This is a genomic window from Streptomyces sp. NPDC005263 (genome assembly GCF_042872365.1).
Taxonomy (GTDB): domain Bacteria; phylum Actinomycetota; class Actinomycetes; order Streptomycetales; family Streptomycetaceae; genus Streptomyces.
Map to the genome: position 1 here is coordinate 132,087 of NZ_JBIAKJ010000008.1, position 18,157 is coordinate 150,243.

Genomic DNA, 18,157 nt, shown 5'->3' on the forward strand with positions numbered 1-18,157 from the left:
GGCGGAGCCGGTGAAGGGTGAGCAGGTTCTCGCCGCAGGCGAGTCTCTATGGCCCCGTGTCACGTAGGTCAGGGCGGTTCCTGGCCAGTCCGAGGAGCGCTCCTGAACCGTCTCGTGCTGGGCCCGCTTCGCGGAGCTGCGCTAGTAGTAGCCCTTCGTACCGTCGAGCAGCTCCCGGACGATGTCCGCGTGCCCCGCGTGTCGCCCCGTCTCCTCGACGAGGTGGATCAGCATCCAGCGGAGGTTGGCACTGCCGTCGCGGAAGTCGGGGTGACGGCCGGCATCGTCCAGGTCAGCCGCGGCAACGATGTCGTTGCTGCGGGCGCACTGGGCCTCGTACTCCGCGAGGAGCTCTGCAAGGGGGCGGCCGTCGGTGTGCCAGTCGCCGTTCTCGCTTGACTCGTCGAATGCGGGGTTCTGCTTCTTGTCGCCGCCGAGGAATAGCACTTCCAGCCATATGTGCTCGGTCCAGCGCATGTGGGAGATGAGACCGGCCATCGTCATGGCCGGTGAGGTCGGGATGACCTGGCGGCGCGCGTCCTCGTCGCTCAGCCCTTCGCACTTCCAGCGGAGGATCTGCCTCTGCAGGTCCAGCCAGCCGATGAGCGCGGTACGTTCGTCCGCTTGGCGCGGGGGACGTTGCCGTTCCGATGACATGCCGGCGCACGCTACCAGGGGGTCTGGAGGGCGCATCTGGATGACGGGTTCTTTCGCGATTTTCGATCATGGTCACGGCTGAGGGCATCGGAGTGTCACTGGTGATCTTCGCGTGATGCCGTGCGGCGGGCACTCGTCTCCGCAGTACAAGGCGTACGCCCCAGCGACATCACGCATCAAACCGCAGTAACTGCCCTGCCCTGCACGTCAATCCCGCGACAGAGAGAAAACGGGCAAATCTTTGCGTACCGCCCTCTAAGAAATGATCTCATCAGGTTGCTGCTGTGACGAGAGCGGTGGAATCTCACATACCGCGGTCTGGGCCGTACCAAGGTACCGGGCGTTCGTCAGCGGACATCGGAAGGTGCTGCAACTGCACGGGGCCGGGGTAAAAGGCCGTGCTATTGGGCCCGCTCATGTCTTCGCCGACGAGGTAGCGGTAGAGCCATTCCGCGAAACTCATGTGGTGTTCTGCCCAGGTTGCGTCATAGCTCACCAGGAGCCTCGGAGCATCGGGGGCAGCGATCAGGAAGATGGTCTCGCCCCGGTCGGTGCTCGCGATCGGCCACAGCCCGTTGCGGGTACCAAAGCTCAGGTCGTCGAGTCCGAAGAGCTGGCGGGGGTCTTCATCCGCGTCGAGATCGAGGTCGTCCCACGGCACCTCGGACCACGCGGTGATCGTGCTGCGGATGTTTTGTCCCAGGTTCCACCGTTCGGTTGCGGGGTGGGAGAGGGACAGGTGCCCGTTGATCTGGATGGGGGCGAACGCGTCCACAAGGACCCTGTAATCGGGCGGAAGTTGTATGCCGAGCTCTGCGTGGAGACGGTCCCAGGCAGCCGGGTCCGCATAGCGGTTCTGGGCCGGGCCGAGCATCTCCATCACGGCAGCCAGGTAGTCAGTCATGAGTTCCTCGAAGGTGCGTACGCGGCGCGGTCCACCGCGTTGGGCCGCGCCATTTGAAGCCGTACTTTACGGATCACGTCGAGTTGAGAGCCTTCGCAAGTCTGCGGTGGCAGATCAGAGCGGCGGCGATGCCGGCGAAGGCGAGGAAGTGCCCTGCCTTGCGTTCGTACCGACGGTGCAGGCGGCGGCATCCGGCAAGCCAGGCAACCGTGTGGATCTTTGATCCCTTCTTACCGCGATCTACGGGATGCGGACCCGTCAGATCCCCCACTTTCGCTGCCCGCATGTTCACCAAGTCGATCGCGCACTGGGACAAGTCCAGCTCCCCGCGTGCGCCGAGTTCGTCCAGGAGAAGGCGGCGGTCGCCAGAGGCGCTCCGGGCTCCGGTGGAGTGGCGGCGGTGGGAGTCGTGCGCACCGTCAGGGTTGGGCAGCATCCGCCAGGGGGAGCCTGTGTCCTGCGGACCGCTGACTGACGCGGCACCCCTGTGGTGTAGCGGCCGTTGTTCGAGAGCCGGAGAAACTTCAGGGATGGAGTTGATGCACGGTGGAACGACGCATGCCGGTGGCGACGCACTGGGGCAGTTTCGTAGCCGTGGTCGATTCGGGTCAGCTGGTGCGCATTGAGCCCCGGGGTGATGACCCCGCGCCGTCGCCGATCGGCCCGGGCATGGTGACGGCTGCTGAGGACAGTGCGCGTGTGCTGCGTCCCGCGGTGCGCAAAGGGTGGCTCAATGGCTTGCCGCGCGCCGATGAAACGGCCAGAGGTGCGGACGCCTTCGTAGAGGTCAGCTGGGACGACGCGCTCACGCTGGTGAGCGAGGAATTGCGCCGAGTGCGCGCACAGCACGGGGACAGCGCGGTGTTCGGCGGCTCGTACGGCTGGGCCAGTGCGGGCGGGTTCCACAATGCGCAGGGTCAGCTCCAGCGGTTCCTGGCGTTGGGCGGGGGTTACACCGACTCGCGCAACACGTACAGTACCGCCGCTCTTGAGGTCGTCCTTCCGCATGTGATCGGCGGGGCTCCGTGGAGCTACCAGTCCCGGATGCCGATGTGGGACGAGATCGCCGAGAGCTGTGAGCTCGTGGTGGCGTTCGGGGGGCTGGCTCTGAAGAACAGCCAGATCAACCCTGGCGGGCTGGCCCGGCACCAGACGCGGGACCTGCAGCGGAAGTGCCGTGAGGCCGGGGTGCGATTCGTGAACGTCAGCCCGATCCGCAGTGACACCGCCGACTTCCTCGACGCCGAGTGGCTGCCGGTCATCCCCAACACCGACACCGCCTTGATGCTCGGCATCGCGCACACGATGCTGGTCAACGACTGGTACGACGAGGACTTCCTCACCCGCTGCTGCGAGGGATTCGACCGCTTCGCCTCTTACCTGACCGGCGACGTGGACGGCGTCGTCAAGGACGCCGACTGGGCCGCGAGGATCACGGGCGTCAGCCGCGACACGATCCCCGATCTCGCCCGCCGCCTGTCCACACAGCGTTCCCTCATCATGGTCAACTACGCCATACAGCGGGCAGACCACGGTGAGCAGCCGATCTGGATGTCGGTCGTGCTGGCGGCCATGGCGGGTTCGCTGGGCCGGCCCGGCTGCGGCTGGGGCGCGGGCTACGCGACGATGGACGCGACCGGTGTGGCCCCGGGCCGCCCGTCTGTGGCGTCGATGCCACGGGTGGCGAACCCTGTTGCGGACTTCATTCCGGTCGCCCGGATCGCCGACACCTTGCTGGAACCGGGCGCGACCATCGACTACGACGGTCAGCGCCTGACCCTGCCGGACCTGCGCCTGATCTACTGGTGCGGAGGAAACCCCTTCCACCACCACCAGGACCTCCACCGCCTCACCCGAGCCTGGCAGCGCCCGGACACGGTGGTGGTCCATGAAGCCTGGTGGAATACCACGGCGAAGTTCGCCGACATCGTGCTTCCCGTCGCGACAAGCCTGGAGCGTGACGACTTCGCCGCGGGGTTCTCCGACCCTCACCTCGTCGCGATGCCGAAGGTCCGCGAGCCGGCCGGCGAGGCACGCACCGACCACCAAATCTTCGCCGCTCTGGCTGCCCGGCTCGGCTATGAGCGCGAGTTCACCCAGGCGCGTTCCGAGATCGAATGGGTCCGGCACCTCTACGTCCAGACACGGGCGAACCTCGGCGACGACGCGGCCCTGCCAGACTTCGACGACTTCTGGCAACGCGCCTCCGGTGTCGAACTGCCGGCACTCCGCGGGCCGTTTCCTGGCAGCTTCGAAGCACTGCGCTCCGATCCGCAGCGCTTCCCCCTGGCGACGCCGTCGGGCCGGATCGAGATCTTCTCCAAGAAGATCGACTCGTTCGGCTACGACGACTGCACCGGACATCCCACGTGGTTCGAACCCGTGGAGTGGCTCCGCGCCGACCTGGCGGACCGCTTCCCGCTGCACCTGATCTCGAATCAGCCTGCCTCACGCCTGCACAGCCAGTACGACAACGGTGGCCACAGCCTCAAGTCAAAGATCCACGGCCGCGAGCCCGTAACGATCAACCCGCAAGATGCGGCATCACGCGGTATCGAGAACGGCATGATCGTGCGCGTCTTCAACGACCGAGGCAGCTGCCTGGCGGGCGCGATCCTCTCGGACGCCGTTATGCCCGGAGTCATCCAGCTGTCCACCGGAGCGTGGTGGGACCCGGCCCAGCCAGGCCGGAGTGGAACCTTGGATCGTCACGGCAACCCGAACACCCTCACCGGGGACCGCGGGTGCTCGCGTCTGTCCCAGGGACCCAGTGCGCACAGTGCTCTCGTCGACGTCGAGGTCTACGACGGGCCGGTCGAGGAGGTACTCGCCTTCACACCACCACGCCTCGAACACTGAAACGAAGCCAACCCGACGACGCGCGAGTTTGCCGTGTTCACCCTCGTCGGGCGCCCGGTCGGCAGGTCCGACCGGCGCCCGGCCTCCACTCGGACGTTTGCATCGCCGTAACTGCGTGAATACGGTGCGCAGTTATGACTGCACTTCAAGATCTCAAGTACGGCCAGTGGTTCAGGGGCGCCGATGTCGACGGCGACGGGTTCATTACCCAGCACGACGTCCGCAAGATGAGCGAGCGCTACATCAGCGCCCGCGAGACCACCCCTGATGCCGAGACCGTCCGCCGGCTCACCGAGGGGATGGACCAGTTCTGGTCGAACGTCATCGCCCCGATGGATCAGGACGGTGACGGGAAGGTCGATGTGCGGGAGATGATCGAAGGCTTCAAGAGTGTCCTGACCGACCGCGCGCTCTACCCGCAGCAGATTGCGCCGGTCACCAACTGCTTCTTCGACCTCGTCGACCTCAACGGAGACGGCAAGATCGACCAGGCCGAGTTCCAGCAGATGTTCGACTCGGTCGCCGCCGTCCCCGGCGAGGACTGCGCCGCCGTTTTCGCCGCTCTGGACCTCGATGGTTCCGGCGGACTGGACCGTGACGAGTTCCACCAGGCACTCGAAGAGTTCTTCTACGGCAACGACCCCGACGCTCCCGCCAACCACATCTTCGGTAAGGTCACCGCCTGACAGTCCCCGGATACGCCCCCGGACCCGCGCTTATGCCAGGGCCTGCCCCCTGGCTAGCGGCCGCGTGGCGGCGTGGGTCGCGTAGCACCTCAGCTTGTCCTACCTTCCAAGCGTGGATCGGCAAGGAACACCACCACTGCGTGGTGGTCGACGAACGGGGCGAACGCCTCCTCTCGCGCCGAGTCTTCAACGATGAACCGGCCCTGCTGGAGCTGATCGCAGACGTCCTCGGACTGTCCGAGGACGCTCTGTGGGCGGTGGACATCAACCACGGCGGCGCCGCCCTGCTCATCGGACTCCTGCTCAGCCACCACCAGCCGATGGTCTACATCACCGGCCTGGCCGTGCACCAGGCGTCGACGGCCTACGAGTCCAGGGCAAGACGGACGAGAAAGACGCCTTCGTCATCACCGACCAGGCGCGCATGCGCAGGGACCTCGGGCCTCTTCGGCCCGGCGACGAGATAGCCGTCGACCTGTGCACCTTGACCGGCCGTCGCCTCGACCTGGTCAACGACCGAACCTTCAGACCAACCGGTTGCGGGCTCAACTGCTGGAGTTCTTCTCCGCGTTGGAGCGGGCGTTGCGCAATATGCACCGCCCTCGCCGCTACCACCGTGGCCTACTCCGGGCCTTCTACCTCTCCGCGATGGCCAGTCTGAGAACCTGCTCCGCCTCCCAGGCCTACTACGGACGCAAGCGCAACGAGGGGAAGGGACACAAGCAGGTCGTGCTAGCTCTGGCCCGTCGACGAGCCAACGTCTTGTGGGCCATGCTCCGCGACGGAGAGTGTTACCAAGCGCTACCACCCGTTACTGCTGCGGCTTGACATCGTCATTGGGAAGTTCTTTATGGCCTGAGTCGGTTTCGTTGAAAGGTGTAAGATCTCGCCGCCCGTGGCATGGCTCGACGCTGCGACCTGCGGCTTCTCTGGTTGTCTCACGGCCTGGCCGACGAGTTCTGTCTCACCGTCGTGTCATTTCCTCTGCGGGGGGCCTCCCGGCCGCAGCGGCCACTCGTTTCCCGATGCGCTCAGCGTCACCGTCAGGGCAGCAGGACAACCTTGCCGAGGTTGGCACGGGCTTCGATGATCTCGTGCGCTCGTGCCGCGTCAGCCAGCGGAATTTGGGCGTGGACGACCGGCTGCAACTGTCCGGACAGGGTCAGCTTCCACAGTTCCTCGCCATGCTGGTCATAGAGCTCGCGGCGAGTGTTGGCGAACCTCGCCATGGTGAGCCCGGTGATGGTTTTCGATCCTGCCAGGAGGTCGAAGGCGGGAACAGTGCCGCCGCCCGAGTTGAAGAAGACGAGTCGCCCGCCGGGTGCAAGGGCGGAGACGGCGCGTGGAAGTAGATCTCCGCCGACTCCGTCCAGGACGACGTCGACTGGCTCCCCCCAGTGTTCGCTGTCGTAGGTGACGATCTCGTCGGCGCCGAGATCGCGGAGGAACTCCGCCTTGGTGTGCGAACTCACGGCCGCGACGACTCGTCCAATGCCCTGAAGCTTGGCCAGTTGGACCGCGAGATGCCCCACTCCGCTCGCGGCGCCCGTAATCAGGACCGACTCGCTCACGCGGGGACGGGCCGTGGCGAGGGCGGCGAGAGCGACGTGTCCACCGCGCACCAGCGCGACGGCCTGGATGGCGCTCGCTCCGTCCGGTATGCGGCTCGCCATGAAGCCAGGGGCGATTGCCAGTTCGGAATACGAGCCGCCGCTGAAAGTGAGCGACGTGACGCGGTCGCCGACCTGGAAATCCGCCACCCCCGGACCGAGTGCGATCACTGTGCCGGCAACCTCGCCTCCGAGGACTCCCGGTAGCGGCGTCCTGCCGTCTCCTCCGCGAACTTTGCGCACGGAGGGAAGGGTCACGCCGATGGCTTCCGTGCGCACCAGCAGTTCCCCGGGGCCGGGCTCAGGGGCCTCCGCGTCTTCGATGCGGAGCACTTCCGGACCGCCGTGCTCATAGAAACGAACCCGCCGCATACAGACCTCCAGGTCATTGGGAGACCCAACGATAGGGAAAGATCGTAGGGGACCCCAATGATTTTCTGGTTAGTCTGATCCTATGTCCGAGACCACTGGCGCTCCCGCCCGTATCCGCTCCCTCCCCAGCTGGCTCCTGGGCCGCGCAGCAGCTCGGGGGCACCGACTCGTCGCCGAGGCACTCGCTCAGGTAGGCATGCGGATGATGCACCATGCCGTGCTGTCAGCCGTCGCCGAACTGGAACCCGTATCGCAGGCCGAGTTGGGCCGCAGCCTGCGCATCGATCCCAAGGACATGGTCGCGATCCTCAACGACCTCCAGAACGACGGCCTCGTGACCCGCACGCCGGACGTCAAGGACCGTCGTAAGAACGCCATCACACTTTCAGCGAGCGGGAAACGTCGCCTGCTTCAGACAGAGAAACTGGGCCGTGAGGCGAACGATGAGCTGACCGCTGGCTTGACGCCTGCCGAGCGAACCCAGCTCATGGGTCTCCTCGCGCGCATAGTCCAGCAGGATGAGCCTTGCGTTGAAACCGGCCCCGGTGGCGAATAGCAGATCGTCACGCATGCCCGGGAAGACAGCGAGGGAGCCGTCCCACCCTGAGGGCGAGAAGCCTCGGCATCGTGCCCAAATTCTCGGTCGGCGCCTCATGGTCACGTTCCGGAGCCGGACTTTCGCACCGCTGCGGCAACGCTCCTGCCGAACCGGGTGGGTCTCATCCTGCGGCCGCGTTCGGCGCGCTCATGCCGGTTTCGCGGGCGAGGTCCGGCAGAGTTCGCCGGCGGTGGACGTACTGCTCGATGAGCCAGTCCCGTTCGATGGCGCCGTGGCGCTTGTCGATACGGACGTCGTCGCCTTCGGGATCACCGGTGTCCCACTGCCGGAAGCCCCACGGGTCTGCGGCCGCGGCGTCCAGGACGTCCCACACCATCTCTCCGCGTGCCAGGTCCACGAACCCGGTCTCATCCCGGCCTGAGTCGAGGAACGCGTCGACTGCCGGGGCGGAGGCAATGCGGGCCTGCCAGACCTGGACGACCTCGTACAGCGCGGCGAGGGAGGAGGTGCGGGGCGATTCCTCCAGGGCCGTCGCCCACTCCTGATCGAAGGCCGGCACCCACCGCTCCGCGCGGCGGTCGGCGCGCAGCTGGGCGAGCAGTTCGGCCGGAGCTCCCGGCGCGGGCGCGTACGGCGGGACGGGTGCGTGGTCGGGCTGCGCGCCCAGCTGTTCCTCGCGGCGGGTCGTACCGCCACGGTGCGCGCGCCGGGTCGCCGTGGAGGCGGGCATGGGACAGATCGGTCCCACTGGATCAGGGTACTGACGACAGCGTGGGGGCCTGCTGTGCCGACGCGCGACAGTTGTCACAAAGGGCGGCGCCCATCTGCGGCTTTGCCAACAACGGGCACGGTATCTGTCACAGACTCAGCACGCGGCCTGCCACGACGGCAGGTTCGGCATCCCGGCTGTCACCGATAACAGCAGGCCACGCGACCTGAATCAGGACGCCTTGGCTGTCAAGTGGTACGTCGTGTCCACCCAAAAACCGGTCGCGGACTCCCCTTTGATCTCCAGTACATACTGGCCTGGCGTCAAGGGCGCGATGCCACCCCAGATACCCCAAGCAAAACGCCGGGTGAGTCCCGTTCTGAACGGTCCGGAATATTCCTGCAGAGCCAGCGGGATCCCGTTGAGGGACGCTGCGGCCCGCGTAACCGTCAGGGTCTGAGGATCCTTGGCTGACGAGTACCTGTTGAGGACGGGGAAGAAGAGGGGGCGACTCGAGGGGACAGTGCAACGCCGCTCCACCCTGCCCCCGTAGGTCCCTGCGAGAAACCAGAGGTCGGTCGGCTGGTTCCAGGCAGCGTGCTCACCCGTTGTGTCGCTCACAGGGCTGTGGTCGCTGGGGGCGGACAGAGCCCATTTCCACCATCGCCCCGCGAGTACCCCGCCCTCTTCGGCGGTCAGCTTCCATGTGCCGTCTGCCGACTCCGTCGCGCTCATGCCACCCCTCCCGCGCACGCCCCGGCGGGGACGTGTATCGAACAGGTGAACACTACCGTGAGTGGATCATGGGACCGACGGCCCGATGCTGCATGGTGAGGCACGGTAGTTGGCACCAGGTCAGCGCGCTGCTTGTCACCACCAGTGCGCAAAGCACGGCAGTTGTCACCGGCTCCAGTAGGCCGTCGTCCTCTGCAACCTGCACGACGGGGGCCGAGCAGTCCGGACGGTCTCGTCGGCGCCTTCATGCCCAACTGCTAGGAGTCGAAGGAGGTGGTGTTGCGTCGGGTCTCCGTGAGGTGGATGTCGACGTACCGCGTGAGGGCAAGCGCGTCCTGCGGCTCGTCGGCCTGGAAGGTGACGCGGCGCAGCAGGCCGACCTCGTCGAGCGTGATGCCCTCGCGGGCGAGGACGAAGACGAGAGCGAGGAAGGCGGACCGGGCGTTGCCGTCGTCGAACGGGTGGAAGAAGCACACGTCGAGATAGGCACGTGCGGCCCGGGCGGTGAGGGGAAGGGGCGGCTCGGTGCGGCGCGCGCTCTCGGTCAGGCAGGCGTCGAGGCGGGCTCGGGTGTCCGGGGCGATGCCGTAGCGTTCCCGGCCTCCCTTGGCGAAGGCCGGCAGATCGCGGAACGGCGGCGGCTGCGGTGTTCCCAGGACGTGCTGCTGCCAGCGCTGGAGCAGTTCGAAGTCAAGGGAGGCGCCGCGCGCCGCGTCGGCCCGCAGCAGTTCCAGGGCGCCGAGCAGGCCCCGTGCGCGGGCGGGATCCACAGCGCCGTCGAAGGCGCGTATGTCCTCCGCCGCTCCGTCACGCGACGGAGCCACGGGGCCGTCCTGGCTGCCTTGCGAAGCCTCCTGCCATGGCACGCTCTCGCGCACCGCGAGCCAGCGCTCAAGGTGGTCGGGCAGGGGCCTGGCCGATCGTGCGCAGTCGTCAGGCCGCAGCGACAACGCGAGCCGCTCCGCGACGTCCTCGACCAGCACCGAGTCGGGGCCGGTCCAGCTCGCGAACCGCCCGCCGATCGCCCCGTCGACCAGTTCCTGCGCGTGTTCGGGAGCGACCCCCCAGCGGCTGAGGAACCACGTGAGCACTTGACGGCAGTGTCCGTGCCAACCGCTGCCGCAGCCGGTTCGATCGGTCACCTGGAGAATCAGGTCTCGGGCGGCACGCTCCCACAGGATCCGCTGGTCCTCGACCTCGGTCAGGTCCAAGGGGTACGCGTCGAACCACCCGGCGAGACTCTCCAGCCACTCGCGCCACTCGCACAGTGCCGCGACGACACGGGCGAGCGTCTCCTGCGGTGTGGTGATCGAGTCACGTGGGCAGCACCAGTTCCCGACCGGTCCTCCGTCGAAGTCGCCTTCGTCGTGGGCCCAGCGCCAGCCCACCGTCCAGCGGCCGTAGTGCTCGGCGAGGGAATGCGACATGGCGTCGGCCCAGGGCTGTCCCACGCCCCAGCTCCAAGCATTCATCTCCGGGTCACCGAAGGGGGTGCCGGGGCGGCTGGGTACCCTCCGGGCGGGCCCGAGCGACCGCACCACCTGCGGTGCCGACGCACTGTCGAAGAAATGACCGGCGGGATCCACATCGTCCCAGGTCAGAAAATGGGGGGCCAGGTCGACAATCACCGCGCAAGCCTGCCACGTCCACCCGTCCGTGGTTCAAGCGGATTACCGCAAGGCCCGGAGGGCCCGGAGGAAATGCCCGGAAGGGGCCCCTCATGACGACTGTGGTGCTCGAAGCACCGACTGAAGTCTCGAGTACCAGCCGAAGGGGCCGTCAGCCGCCCGGCGCGGGCTCGCCCTGCGAACTTGATCTGCGCGAGCTCGGCGGCACCCGGCCGTCTGTTCGGTATGACCGTCGACGAAGTGGTTGAGGCGGCTGAGACACTCGGCCAGACGAAGGTCAGCGAGTGTGCGCGGGACCACGCGATCTTCTCGCCGACTTGGAAGGTCGAAGTCCACCGTCGCGGGGCGGCCCCCTCACTGCCTGCCGTCACGGCCTATGCGAGCCAAGTTGTGGGGCTGTTCTGCATCGCTGTTGACGCCGTGCACGGTCCCCAGTTTGCGTACGACGGACTCCCGCTCGTCGGGAGGGACCTGTCGGAGCTGGAGAGCGACGCCATCGCGTATGCCGAGGCAATGGACGTGCACTTTCGCTACACACCCGAGGGCTACGCAGGACCGGATGATTCCGGGGTCGTGATGCGCGGGCAACCAGTCGGGCGGGTCCTCCGATCGCGTCCGTTGTTCATGGTGACGCGCGACGGCGCGAATACTCAATGGGACTCGATGCCCTCCGAGGAGTGTCGCGTCAACGGCCAGCCCGCGGCCTGACGTGGTGTGACTCGTGACGTGATTACATCTGTCGCTACTGGGTGCCGCTGACCGCCGACGGTGTGGCCTCGCTCGGACCCCACAGCTCCGTGCCCGTCCTGAGAGACGCTCCGCGAACAGCGATGGACCGCCGCACCTTCTTTACGATCTCCGGCGCCGCCCTGTCCGCGCTGGCTGCGGACTGGGCCGCTGGCCCTAGGGGGTGTTCCGAAAAGTCCTGTGCGGTGCCCGCGGTGTGGGAGGCGTGCCGGGCGCCGTGGGTGCTGTGCGGGGCTTTCGAAACACCCCCTAGCCCTGACCGAGGATCCGGGATCCGCCCACCGGCAGGTCCCACAGGTTCTCCCGGGCCAGGCCCGCCTTCTCCCAGGCCGCCCGGACCCGGGTGAGCGGCTCCAGTACCGGTTCCGCCGACAGCACGAACGTCGCCCAGTGCATGGGCGCCATCCGGCGGGCTCCGAGGTCCTGGGCGGCCCGGACCGCCTCCTCCGGATCGCAGTGGACGTCACTGAGCCACCAGCGGGGGTTGTAGGCGCCGATCGGCAGCAGGGCCAGGTCGATGCCGGGGTAGCGCTGTCCGATGCGGGCGAACCAGTGGCCGTATCCGGTGTCGCCCGCGAAGTAGACGCGCTGCCCGTCCGTGGCGGTGAGGACCCAGCCGCCCCACAGGGTGCGGCAGGTGTCGGTGAGGCTGCGCTTGGACCAGTGGTGCGCGGGCACGAAGTCGAAGCGGACGCCGTCCAGTACGGCCCCCTCCCACCAGTCCAGCTCGGTGACGTTGGTGAACCGTCGGCGGTGGAACCAGCGGCCGAGTCCAGCGGGGACGAACACCGGGGTCTCGCGCGGGAGTCGGCGCAGCGTGGGCGCGTCCAGGTGGTCGTAGTGGTTGTGGCTGATGACGACCGCGTCGACGGGCGGCAGTTCGTTCCAGGCGACGCCGACCGGGGTGATCCGCGCCGGGGTGCCGAGGATGCGGCGGGACCAGACCGGGTCGGTGAGGACGGTCAGCCCGCCGATCTGCACGACCCAACTGGCGTGCCCCGCCCAGGACACGGCGACCGTGCGGGCGTCCACCCGGGGCGGCGGCCCCGGCTCGAAGGGCAGCCGGGGGATGTCGGCGAGGCCTTCACGGCCGGGGCGGATGGAGCCCTCGCGGGCGAAGCGGGCCATGGACTTCAGGCCGGGCAGCGGGGCGGTCAGCCGGTCGTGGAAGGTCCGCGGCCACACCCGGCGCTCACCGAGCGGTCTGGGCGCGACGGGCGGCGCGACAGAGGGCGACAAAGTCGCGGGAGGCGACGGCGGTGAGGCCGTCGGCGCGTCGGCTGCCCGGGTGGGCACGCTCCTGCTGGACTCGGACTGCTGCGTCATCGAGGAGACTCCCGTCCCTGAGCGTCGTCGCGGAGATCGTCGAAGACCGATTCCAGCAGGGTCAACCCGTGGTGCGCGTGCGGCAGTTCCAGCGCCGAGGGGGCGTCGAGGCATTCCGCGCGCTCCTCGTGCGTACCCCCGCCCAGCAGCGGACCGGTGGACAGGCGCACGCGCAGCGCCTGGAGGTCGTCGCCGAAGCGGTGGCCGCCGGGCGCGGGCATGCCGAGGCGGGCGGTCAGGAAGTCCTCCAGTTCCTGGGCGTCGCTCACTCCGTGCGCGCCGAGCGCGGGCCGCAGCGGGTCGAGGTCGACGTAGAGGTGACGGCCGGCCTGCGGGGGCCGGGCGACCGCGCCCGCGGTGACGACGGTGGTGTGCGCCGCGGCGGCCACCCGCGCGTGCAGCCGTACGGCGGCCCGCACACGTGCGGTGACCGGTTCGGGTTCTCCAAGGGCGTACGTGGCCGCGGCGGCCACGGGTGCGGCGACCCGGGCGCCGAGCGCGGTGAGGATGTCGAGCACGCGCGCGTGCAGGCCCCCGCCGTTCGCCTCGCCCGCGGGGAAGCGCGCGACGGCGGCCGGCCAGCCGGTCGGCAGCAGCGCGCCGGACAGGTCGGTGACGAGGGTGACCTGGTCGGGCAGCATCTCGGCCGGGCTGAGCAGCACGGTGGCGTGCGGGTCGTGCAGGGTGTCCCGCCAGGTCTCGTCGCTGACCAGGTGCAGGCCCTCGCCGACGGCGGCCTCCACGGTCTCGTGCAGCAGTTCGGGCGGGGCGACGGTGGCGGTGGGGTCGTCGGCGACGGACAGCACGAGCAGCCGCGGGTCGCCGCCCTCGGCCCGCACCCGGCGCACGGTCTCCAGGAGGGCGTACGGGTCCGGGACACCGCCGCACTCGGCCGGGGTCGGCACGTGGAAGACGGGGCGTCCCAGCAGACGTGCGTACGGCGCCCACCAGGCGGCGCACGGCCGCGGCACCAGGACGTCGCCGCCGAGCGCGGCGGTCAGCGCCAGCAGCAGGGCGGGGGCGCCGGGAGCGGCGGCCACCCGGTCGGTCCCGGTGGACAGGCCGCGCCGGTCCCAGTAGCCGCGGGCGGCGTCCAGCAGGGCGGGCCCGCCGCCGACGGGCTCGCTCACCGGGCGGTCGGCAGCGGCGGCGAGTACGGCGGACAGTTCGGGCAGCACGGGCAGCCCGTCCTCGGGAAGCGGCGGGCCGAAACGGACGGGGCCGTGGCCTTCCGGGTCCGTCGGCGGCATCCGTACCTCCCTGGGGGCCCGACGGTCTCTGGTGGGCCGGTGGGGCTGCTCGTCTCGTCCGTGGGTCGGGGCAGGCGTGGGGTCGGCGGGGCCGGTGGGCTCGTGCGGTGTGTCGTGGGGGGCGGGTCGTGCCCTCGGGCTCTGAGTACCCAGGGTGGCGCGGTGCCATGAGCGTCGATGCCAGTTGCGCGGATCACACCAAGGAGGGTCGGGGTCGGTCGGCGGCGCGGGCTGAGGGTCAGTCGTCGGTGGCGGGCTCCCTGCGGCGCAGGCGGTGGACGGCGGCGCCGAGCGCGCCCGCGATCAGCAGACCACCGGCGACCAGGGCGGGCGTGGATCCGGTGAAGGAACCGCCCTCACCGGCCCGCACTCCGTGCTGGACGGCGGCGCCGTGACTCCCCCCGTTCACGGTGAACGGGGCGCTCCACTGCTTGCCGTGCCCGCCGGGTGCGGTCGGGCAGGTGCCGTCCACGGTCCACGGGGACTCCTTGCCGGCGTCGTCCGCGGCGCCCTCGGCGCCCTCGGCGGTCGCGTCGGGGGCGATGCGGGCGGTGCCTCGGTAGGCGGGACCGGCCGCCTCGTCGCCGGAGACCAGGCCCAGCTGGACGCTGCCCGAGTCGACGGCCTCGGAGGTGGCGGTGATCGAGCCGGGCGGGGTGCCGCCGGTCGGCTCGCAGGAGACGGAGACGGTGACGTCGCCGCCCGGGGACACGCTGCTCGGACTGACCTGAGCGGCCGGATCGACGAGCGACTCCGCGACCGGTCCCGTGGCCGGGTCCTCCAGGGGAGCCTCGCCCGACTGCTCCTCGAGCGGCGCCTCACTCGATTGCTCCTCGACCGGTACCCCGGCCGACTGCTCCTCGGTCGGTTGCGCGACCGGCTGCTCCTGAGCCGGCTCAGCGACCGGCTGCTCCTCGGCCCACTCCTCCGCCGGTCCCGCGGACGGCTGCTCGGCGGCCGGTCCCGCTGTCGGTTCGGCGGAGGCGACCGGTACGGCGAGGCCGATGACGGCACCGGCCAGGACGGCGGCGGACAGGGCACGTGCGCTGCGGCGCATGGGGTGAACTCCTTCGGCCGACTGCGGGGACACGGCGTTCGTGCCCCCGCAGCCATCACAGCCCGCCCACCGCCCGGCCGCGCGCGGCCGGACACCATTCGCGGGACGCGGACCGCCGAGCGGGTGACACGAGGAGCGCCCCCGGACGTCGGCCGCCGGGGCCCCGCGGACACCTCGGGCCCGCCCTACCGGGTGGCGTCCTCCATCACCTGTGCGCGCACCCTCCCGCAGCACCGGCTGATCAGCCGGGACACGTGCATCTGCGAGATTCCCAGCTGCTCGGCGATCCGGCTCTGGGTCATGTCGCCGAAGAACCGCATGTACAGGATGGCCCGCTCACGCTCGGGCAGAGCGGCGAGCCGGTCCTTCACCGCCTCCCGGTCGACCACCAGGTCGAGGGCGGGGTCGGGCGAGCCCAGCGCGTCGCCGAGCGAGTACCCGTCCTCGCTGCCGGGCAGCTCCGCGTCCAGGGACAACGCGGTGTAGCTCTCCAGGGCTTCCATGCCGACGCGGACGTCCTCCTCGCTCATGTCGGCGTGTTCGGCGATGTCCGCGACGGTGGGCCGACGCCCGGAGACGGTCTGGGTCAGGTCCTGGCGGGCGAAGCGGACCCGGTTGCGCAGGTCCTGCACCCGGCGCGGCACGTGCAGGGTCCACATGTGGTCCCGGAAGTGCCGCTTGATCTCGCCGGTGATGGTGGGTACGGCGTAGCTCTCGAAGGCGTTGCCGCGCTCGGGGGCGTAACGGCTCACGGCCTTCACCAGGCCGAGGGCGGCAACCTGGCGGAGGTCGTCGAGGTTCTCGCCGCGGTTGCGGAAGCGGCCCGCGATGCGGTGGGCCATGGGCAGCCAGGCCTCGACGATCTCACCACTGAGGGTGTCGCGGCGATGGCCGGGGGGAAGCCCGGCGAGCTCGAGGAAAGCGGCCGCCGTGTCGGGTGCGTCGTTGTGTGAGTGGCGCTTCGGGCTCGCATGAGTGGGCATACGCGCCGCAACTCCCTAGGTTGTACCGGGGTGGAACGGTCACCGTGGGAGCGTCCGAGGTTCGGGCAGGCGCGTCCGGGAGGCCTGGCGGCCACTCCCGCGGACGTGCCTCCGGTCCGAAGCACTGTGGCTGCGCCTGCCCCGGGCCCCCGGCGGCAAACGCCGGGCGGGTTTCCCGGAGGCGCGCGGGGTGACTCGTAGGGATGCTTGTGTCACCTACGCCCGGGAGGTCCGTACATGAGCACCAAGGTCTCCGACCATGTCCTTGAGCGGCTGCGCGAGTGGGGCGTGGAGCACGTCTTCGGCTATCCCGGCGACGGCATCAACGGTCTGCTCGCCGCCTGGGGGCGCGCCGACAACGAGCCACGTTTCATCCAGTCCCGGCATGAGGAGATGTCCGCGTTCCAGGCGGTCGGCTACGCCAAGTTCAGCGGCCGTCTGGGTGTGTGCACGGCGACCTCGGGGCCCGGTGCGATCCATCTGCTCAACGGGTTGTACGACGCCAAGCTGGACCATGTGCCGGTGCTGGCGATCGTCGGTCAGACACACCGCACCGCGATGGGCGGCTCGTACCAGCAGGAGGTGGACCTGCACTCGCTGTACAAGGACGTCGCCTCCGACTTCGTGGAGACGGTGACGGTCCCCGAGCAGCTGCCGAACGTGCTGGACCGGGCGATCCGCACCGCGTACGCGCGCCGGTGCCCGACGGCGGTCATCATCCCCGGCGATGTGCAGGAACTCGACTACTCGGCGCCCACCCACGAGTTCAAGATGGTGCCCTCCAGCCTGGACCGCAGCTCCTGGACGGCGGTTCCGTCCGAGGAGTCCCTGCGGCGGGCGGCGGAGATCCTCAACGCCGGTGACAAGGTCGCGATCCTGGTCGGCCAGGGCGCGGCGGGCGCGCGGGCCGAGGTGGAACGCGTCGCCGAGATGCTCGGCGCGGGTGTGGCGAAGGCACTGCTCGGCAAGGACGCCCTGAGCGACGAACTCCCGTATGTGACAGGGTCGATCGGCCTGCTGGGCACCCGTCCGTCGTACGAGCTGATGCGGGACTGCGACACCCTGCTGACCATCGGGTCCTCCTTCCCGTACTCCCAGTTCCTGCCGGAGTTCGGCAAGGCGCGGGGCGTGCAGATCGACATCGACCCGCACATGGTCGGGATGCGTTACCCCTACGAGGTGAATCTCGTCGGCGACGCGCGGGCGACCCTGCAGCGGCTGATCCCGATGCTGGACGCCGACCGGGGCGAACGCGACTGGTACGAGACGGTGTGCGACAACGTGACGCGCTGGCGCGACGTGATGGAGGGACGGGCCGGGCAGTCCGCGGACCCGATCAACCCGGAGTACGTGGCGCACGTGCTGGATCCGCTGCTGCCGTCCGACGCGATCGTCAGCTCCGACTCGGGGTCGACGGCGAACTGGTACGCGCGGCACCTGACGATGCGGTCCGGGATGCGCGGCTCGCTGTCCGGGACGCTCGCCACGATGGGCTGCGGCGTGCCGTACGCGATCGGCGCGAAGTTCGCGCACCCGGACCGGCCGGCGATCGCGCTGGTCGGCGACGGCGCGATGCAGATGAACGGGATGGCGGAGCTGATCACGGCGGCGAAGTACCGCGACCTGTGGGAGGATCCGCGGCTGATCGTCGCCGTCTGGAACAACCAGGACCTCAACCAGGTGACGTGGGAGATGCGGGCCATGGAGGGCGCCCCGTCCTTCCTGCCCTCGCAGCAGCTGCCGGACGTGCAGTACGCGGCGTTCGCCCGTTCGCTGGGTCTGACCGGGATCCGGGTCGAGAAGCCGCAGGACGTCGAGGCGGGCTGGCGGGCCGGCCTGGAGGCGGACGGTCCCGCGGTGATCGAGTTCCTCACCGACCCTGCCGTGCCGCCGGTCCCGCCGCACGCCACCTGGGACCAGCTGGAGGCCACGGCCGCCTCGATCCTCAAGGGCGACGCGGACAGCGCGTCCATGGTCAAGCAGGGGTTCAAGGCGAAGATGCAGGAGTTCTTCCCGGGCCGGGAGAGGAAGTGACCTGTTCGGTGTGGAACGGCACTGAGTAGTTCAGTCGCGCA

13 protein-coding genes and 3 pseudogenes are annotated in these 18,157 nt (G+C 69.3%); 6 read left to right on the plus strand and 10 right to left on the minus strand.

What is annotated here, in order from left to right:
* Positions 1-141: 141 nt before the first annotated feature.
* From ACFYRY_RS31750 to ACFYRY_RS31760, 3 genes and pseudogenes are all read right to left on the minus strand, one after another.
* Positions 142-657 carry a DinB family protein gene (locus ACFYRY_RS31750; RefSeq protein ID WP_389153301.1) on the minus strand — a complete coding sequence of 172 codons (516 nt, stop codon included), beginning with the start codon at positions 655-657 and terminating at the stop codon, positions 142-144.
* A gap of 304 nt (positions 658-961) precedes the next feature.
* Positions 962-1,561: an SMI1/KNR4 family protein gene (locus ACFYRY_RS31755; protein ID WP_389153304.1), complete on the minus strand. Its 600-nt coding sequence runs from the start codon at positions 1,559-1,561 to the stop codon at positions 962-964.
* Positions 1,562-1,634: 73 nt separating this feature from the next.
* Positions 1,635-2,015, minus strand: a pseudogene (locus ACFYRY_RS31760) (hypothetical protein); the annotation flags it as partial.
* 104 nt (positions 2,016-2,119) lie between these two features.
* Here ACFYRY_RS31760 and ACFYRY_RS31765 point away from each other — a divergent pair.
* From ACFYRY_RS31765 to ACFYRY_RS31775, 3 genes and pseudogenes are all read left to right on the plus strand, one after another.
* Positions 2,120-4,420 (plus strand): molybdopterin-dependent oxidoreductase, encoded by a 2,301-nt coding sequence (locus tag ACFYRY_RS31765; protein ID WP_389153900.1) that lies wholly within the window; start codon positions 2,120-2,122, stop codon positions 4,418-4,420.
* A gap of 134 nt (positions 4,421-4,554) precedes the next feature.
* Entirely contained in the window at positions 4,555-5,106 is a 552-nt protein-coding gene (locus ACFYRY_RS31770) for an EF-hand domain-containing protein (protein WP_389153307.1), read from the plus strand.
* A 32-nt stretch (positions 5,107-5,138) separates the two neighbouring features.
* Positions 5,139-5,934, plus strand: a pseudogene (locus ACFYRY_RS31775) (IS110 family transposase).
* Positions 5,935-6,149: 215 nt separating this feature from the next.
* On the opposite strand, the gene ACFYRY_RS31780 reads toward ACFYRY_RS31775, so the two are convergent.
* Positions 6,150-7,088, minus strand: coding sequence for a zinc-binding alcohol dehydrogenase family protein (locus tag ACFYRY_RS31780; protein WP_389153310.1), 939 nt, complete (start codon positions 7,086-7,088; stop codon positions 6,150-6,152).
* A gap of 82 nt (positions 7,089-7,170) precedes the next feature.
* On the opposite strand from ACFYRY_RS31780, the gene ACFYRY_RS31785 reads away from it, so the two are divergent.
* Positions 7,171-7,644, plus strand: a complete 474-nt coding sequence (locus ACFYRY_RS31785; RefSeq protein ID WP_389153313.1) for a MarR family winged helix-turn-helix transcriptional regulator — start codon at positions 7,171-7,173, stop codon at positions 7,642-7,644.
* Positions 7,645-8,032: 388 nt separating this feature from the next.
* Here ACFYRY_RS31785 and ACFYRY_RS31790 read toward each other — a convergent pair.
* Together ACFYRY_RS31790 and ACFYRY_RS31795 are read right to left on the minus strand one after the other, a co-directional pair.
* A pseudogene (locus tag ACFYRY_RS31790) lies at positions 8,033-8,314 on the minus strand (DUF6247 family protein); the annotation flags it as partial.
* Between the two features lie 1,034 nt (positions 8,315-9,348).
* A complete protein-coding gene (locus ACFYRY_RS31795) occupies positions 9,349-10,677 on the minus strand; it encodes a Fic family protein (RefSeq protein ID WP_389153902.1) in 1,329 nt (442 codons plus the stop codon).
* A gap of 267 nt (positions 10,678-10,944) precedes the next feature.
* Between ACFYRY_RS31795 and ACFYRY_RS31800 the strand changes: the two genes are divergently transcribed.
* Positions 10,945-11,427, plus strand: coding sequence for a hypothetical protein (locus ACFYRY_RS31800; protein ID WP_389153315.1), 483 nt, complete (start codon positions 10,945-10,947; stop codon positions 11,425-11,427).
* A 288-nt stretch (positions 11,428-11,715) separates the two neighbouring features.
* Here the strand turns inward: ACFYRY_RS31800 and ACFYRY_RS31805 are convergent, their stop codons facing one another.
* The 4 genes from ACFYRY_RS31805 to ACFYRY_RS31820 all read right to left on the minus strand — a co-directional run bounded on the left by ACFYRY_RS31805 (position 11,716) and on the right by ACFYRY_RS31820 (position 16,082).
* Positions 11,716-12,792, minus strand: coding sequence for an MBL fold metallo-hydrolase (locus ACFYRY_RS31805; protein ID WP_389153318.1), 1,077 nt, complete (start codon positions 12,790-12,792; stop codon positions 11,716-11,718).
* Positions 12,789-14,042 (minus strand): aminotransferase class I/II-fold pyridoxal phosphate-dependent enzyme, encoded by a 1,254-nt coding sequence (locus tag ACFYRY_RS31810; protein ID WP_389153321.1) that lies wholly within the window; start codon positions 14,040-14,042, stop codon positions 12,789-12,791. Before ACFYRY_RS31810 ends, ACFYRY_RS31805 begins: the two co-directional genes overlap by 4 nt.
* A 238-nt stretch (positions 14,043-14,280) precedes the next feature.
* Positions 14,281-15,099, minus strand: a complete 819-nt coding sequence (locus tag ACFYRY_RS31815; protein ID WP_389153324.1) for a hypothetical protein — start codon at positions 15,097-15,099, stop codon at positions 14,281-14,283.
* 185 nt (positions 15,100-15,284) lie between these two features.
* On the minus strand, positions 15,285-16,082 hold the full coding sequence (locus ACFYRY_RS31820; protein ID WP_389153327.1) for an RNA polymerase sigma factor SigF: 798 nt from the start codon (positions 16,080-16,082) through the stop codon (positions 15,285-15,287).
* 237 nt (positions 16,083-16,319) lie between these two features.
* Here ACFYRY_RS31820 and ACFYRY_RS31825 point away from each other — a divergent pair, with 237 nt between their 5' ends.
* Positions 16,320-18,116, plus strand: coding sequence for a thiamine pyrophosphate-requiring protein (locus tag ACFYRY_RS31825; protein ID WP_389153330.1), 1,797 nt, complete (start codon positions 16,320-16,322; stop codon positions 18,114-18,116).
* The last annotated feature ends 41 nt before the right edge of the window (positions 18,117-18,157 follow it).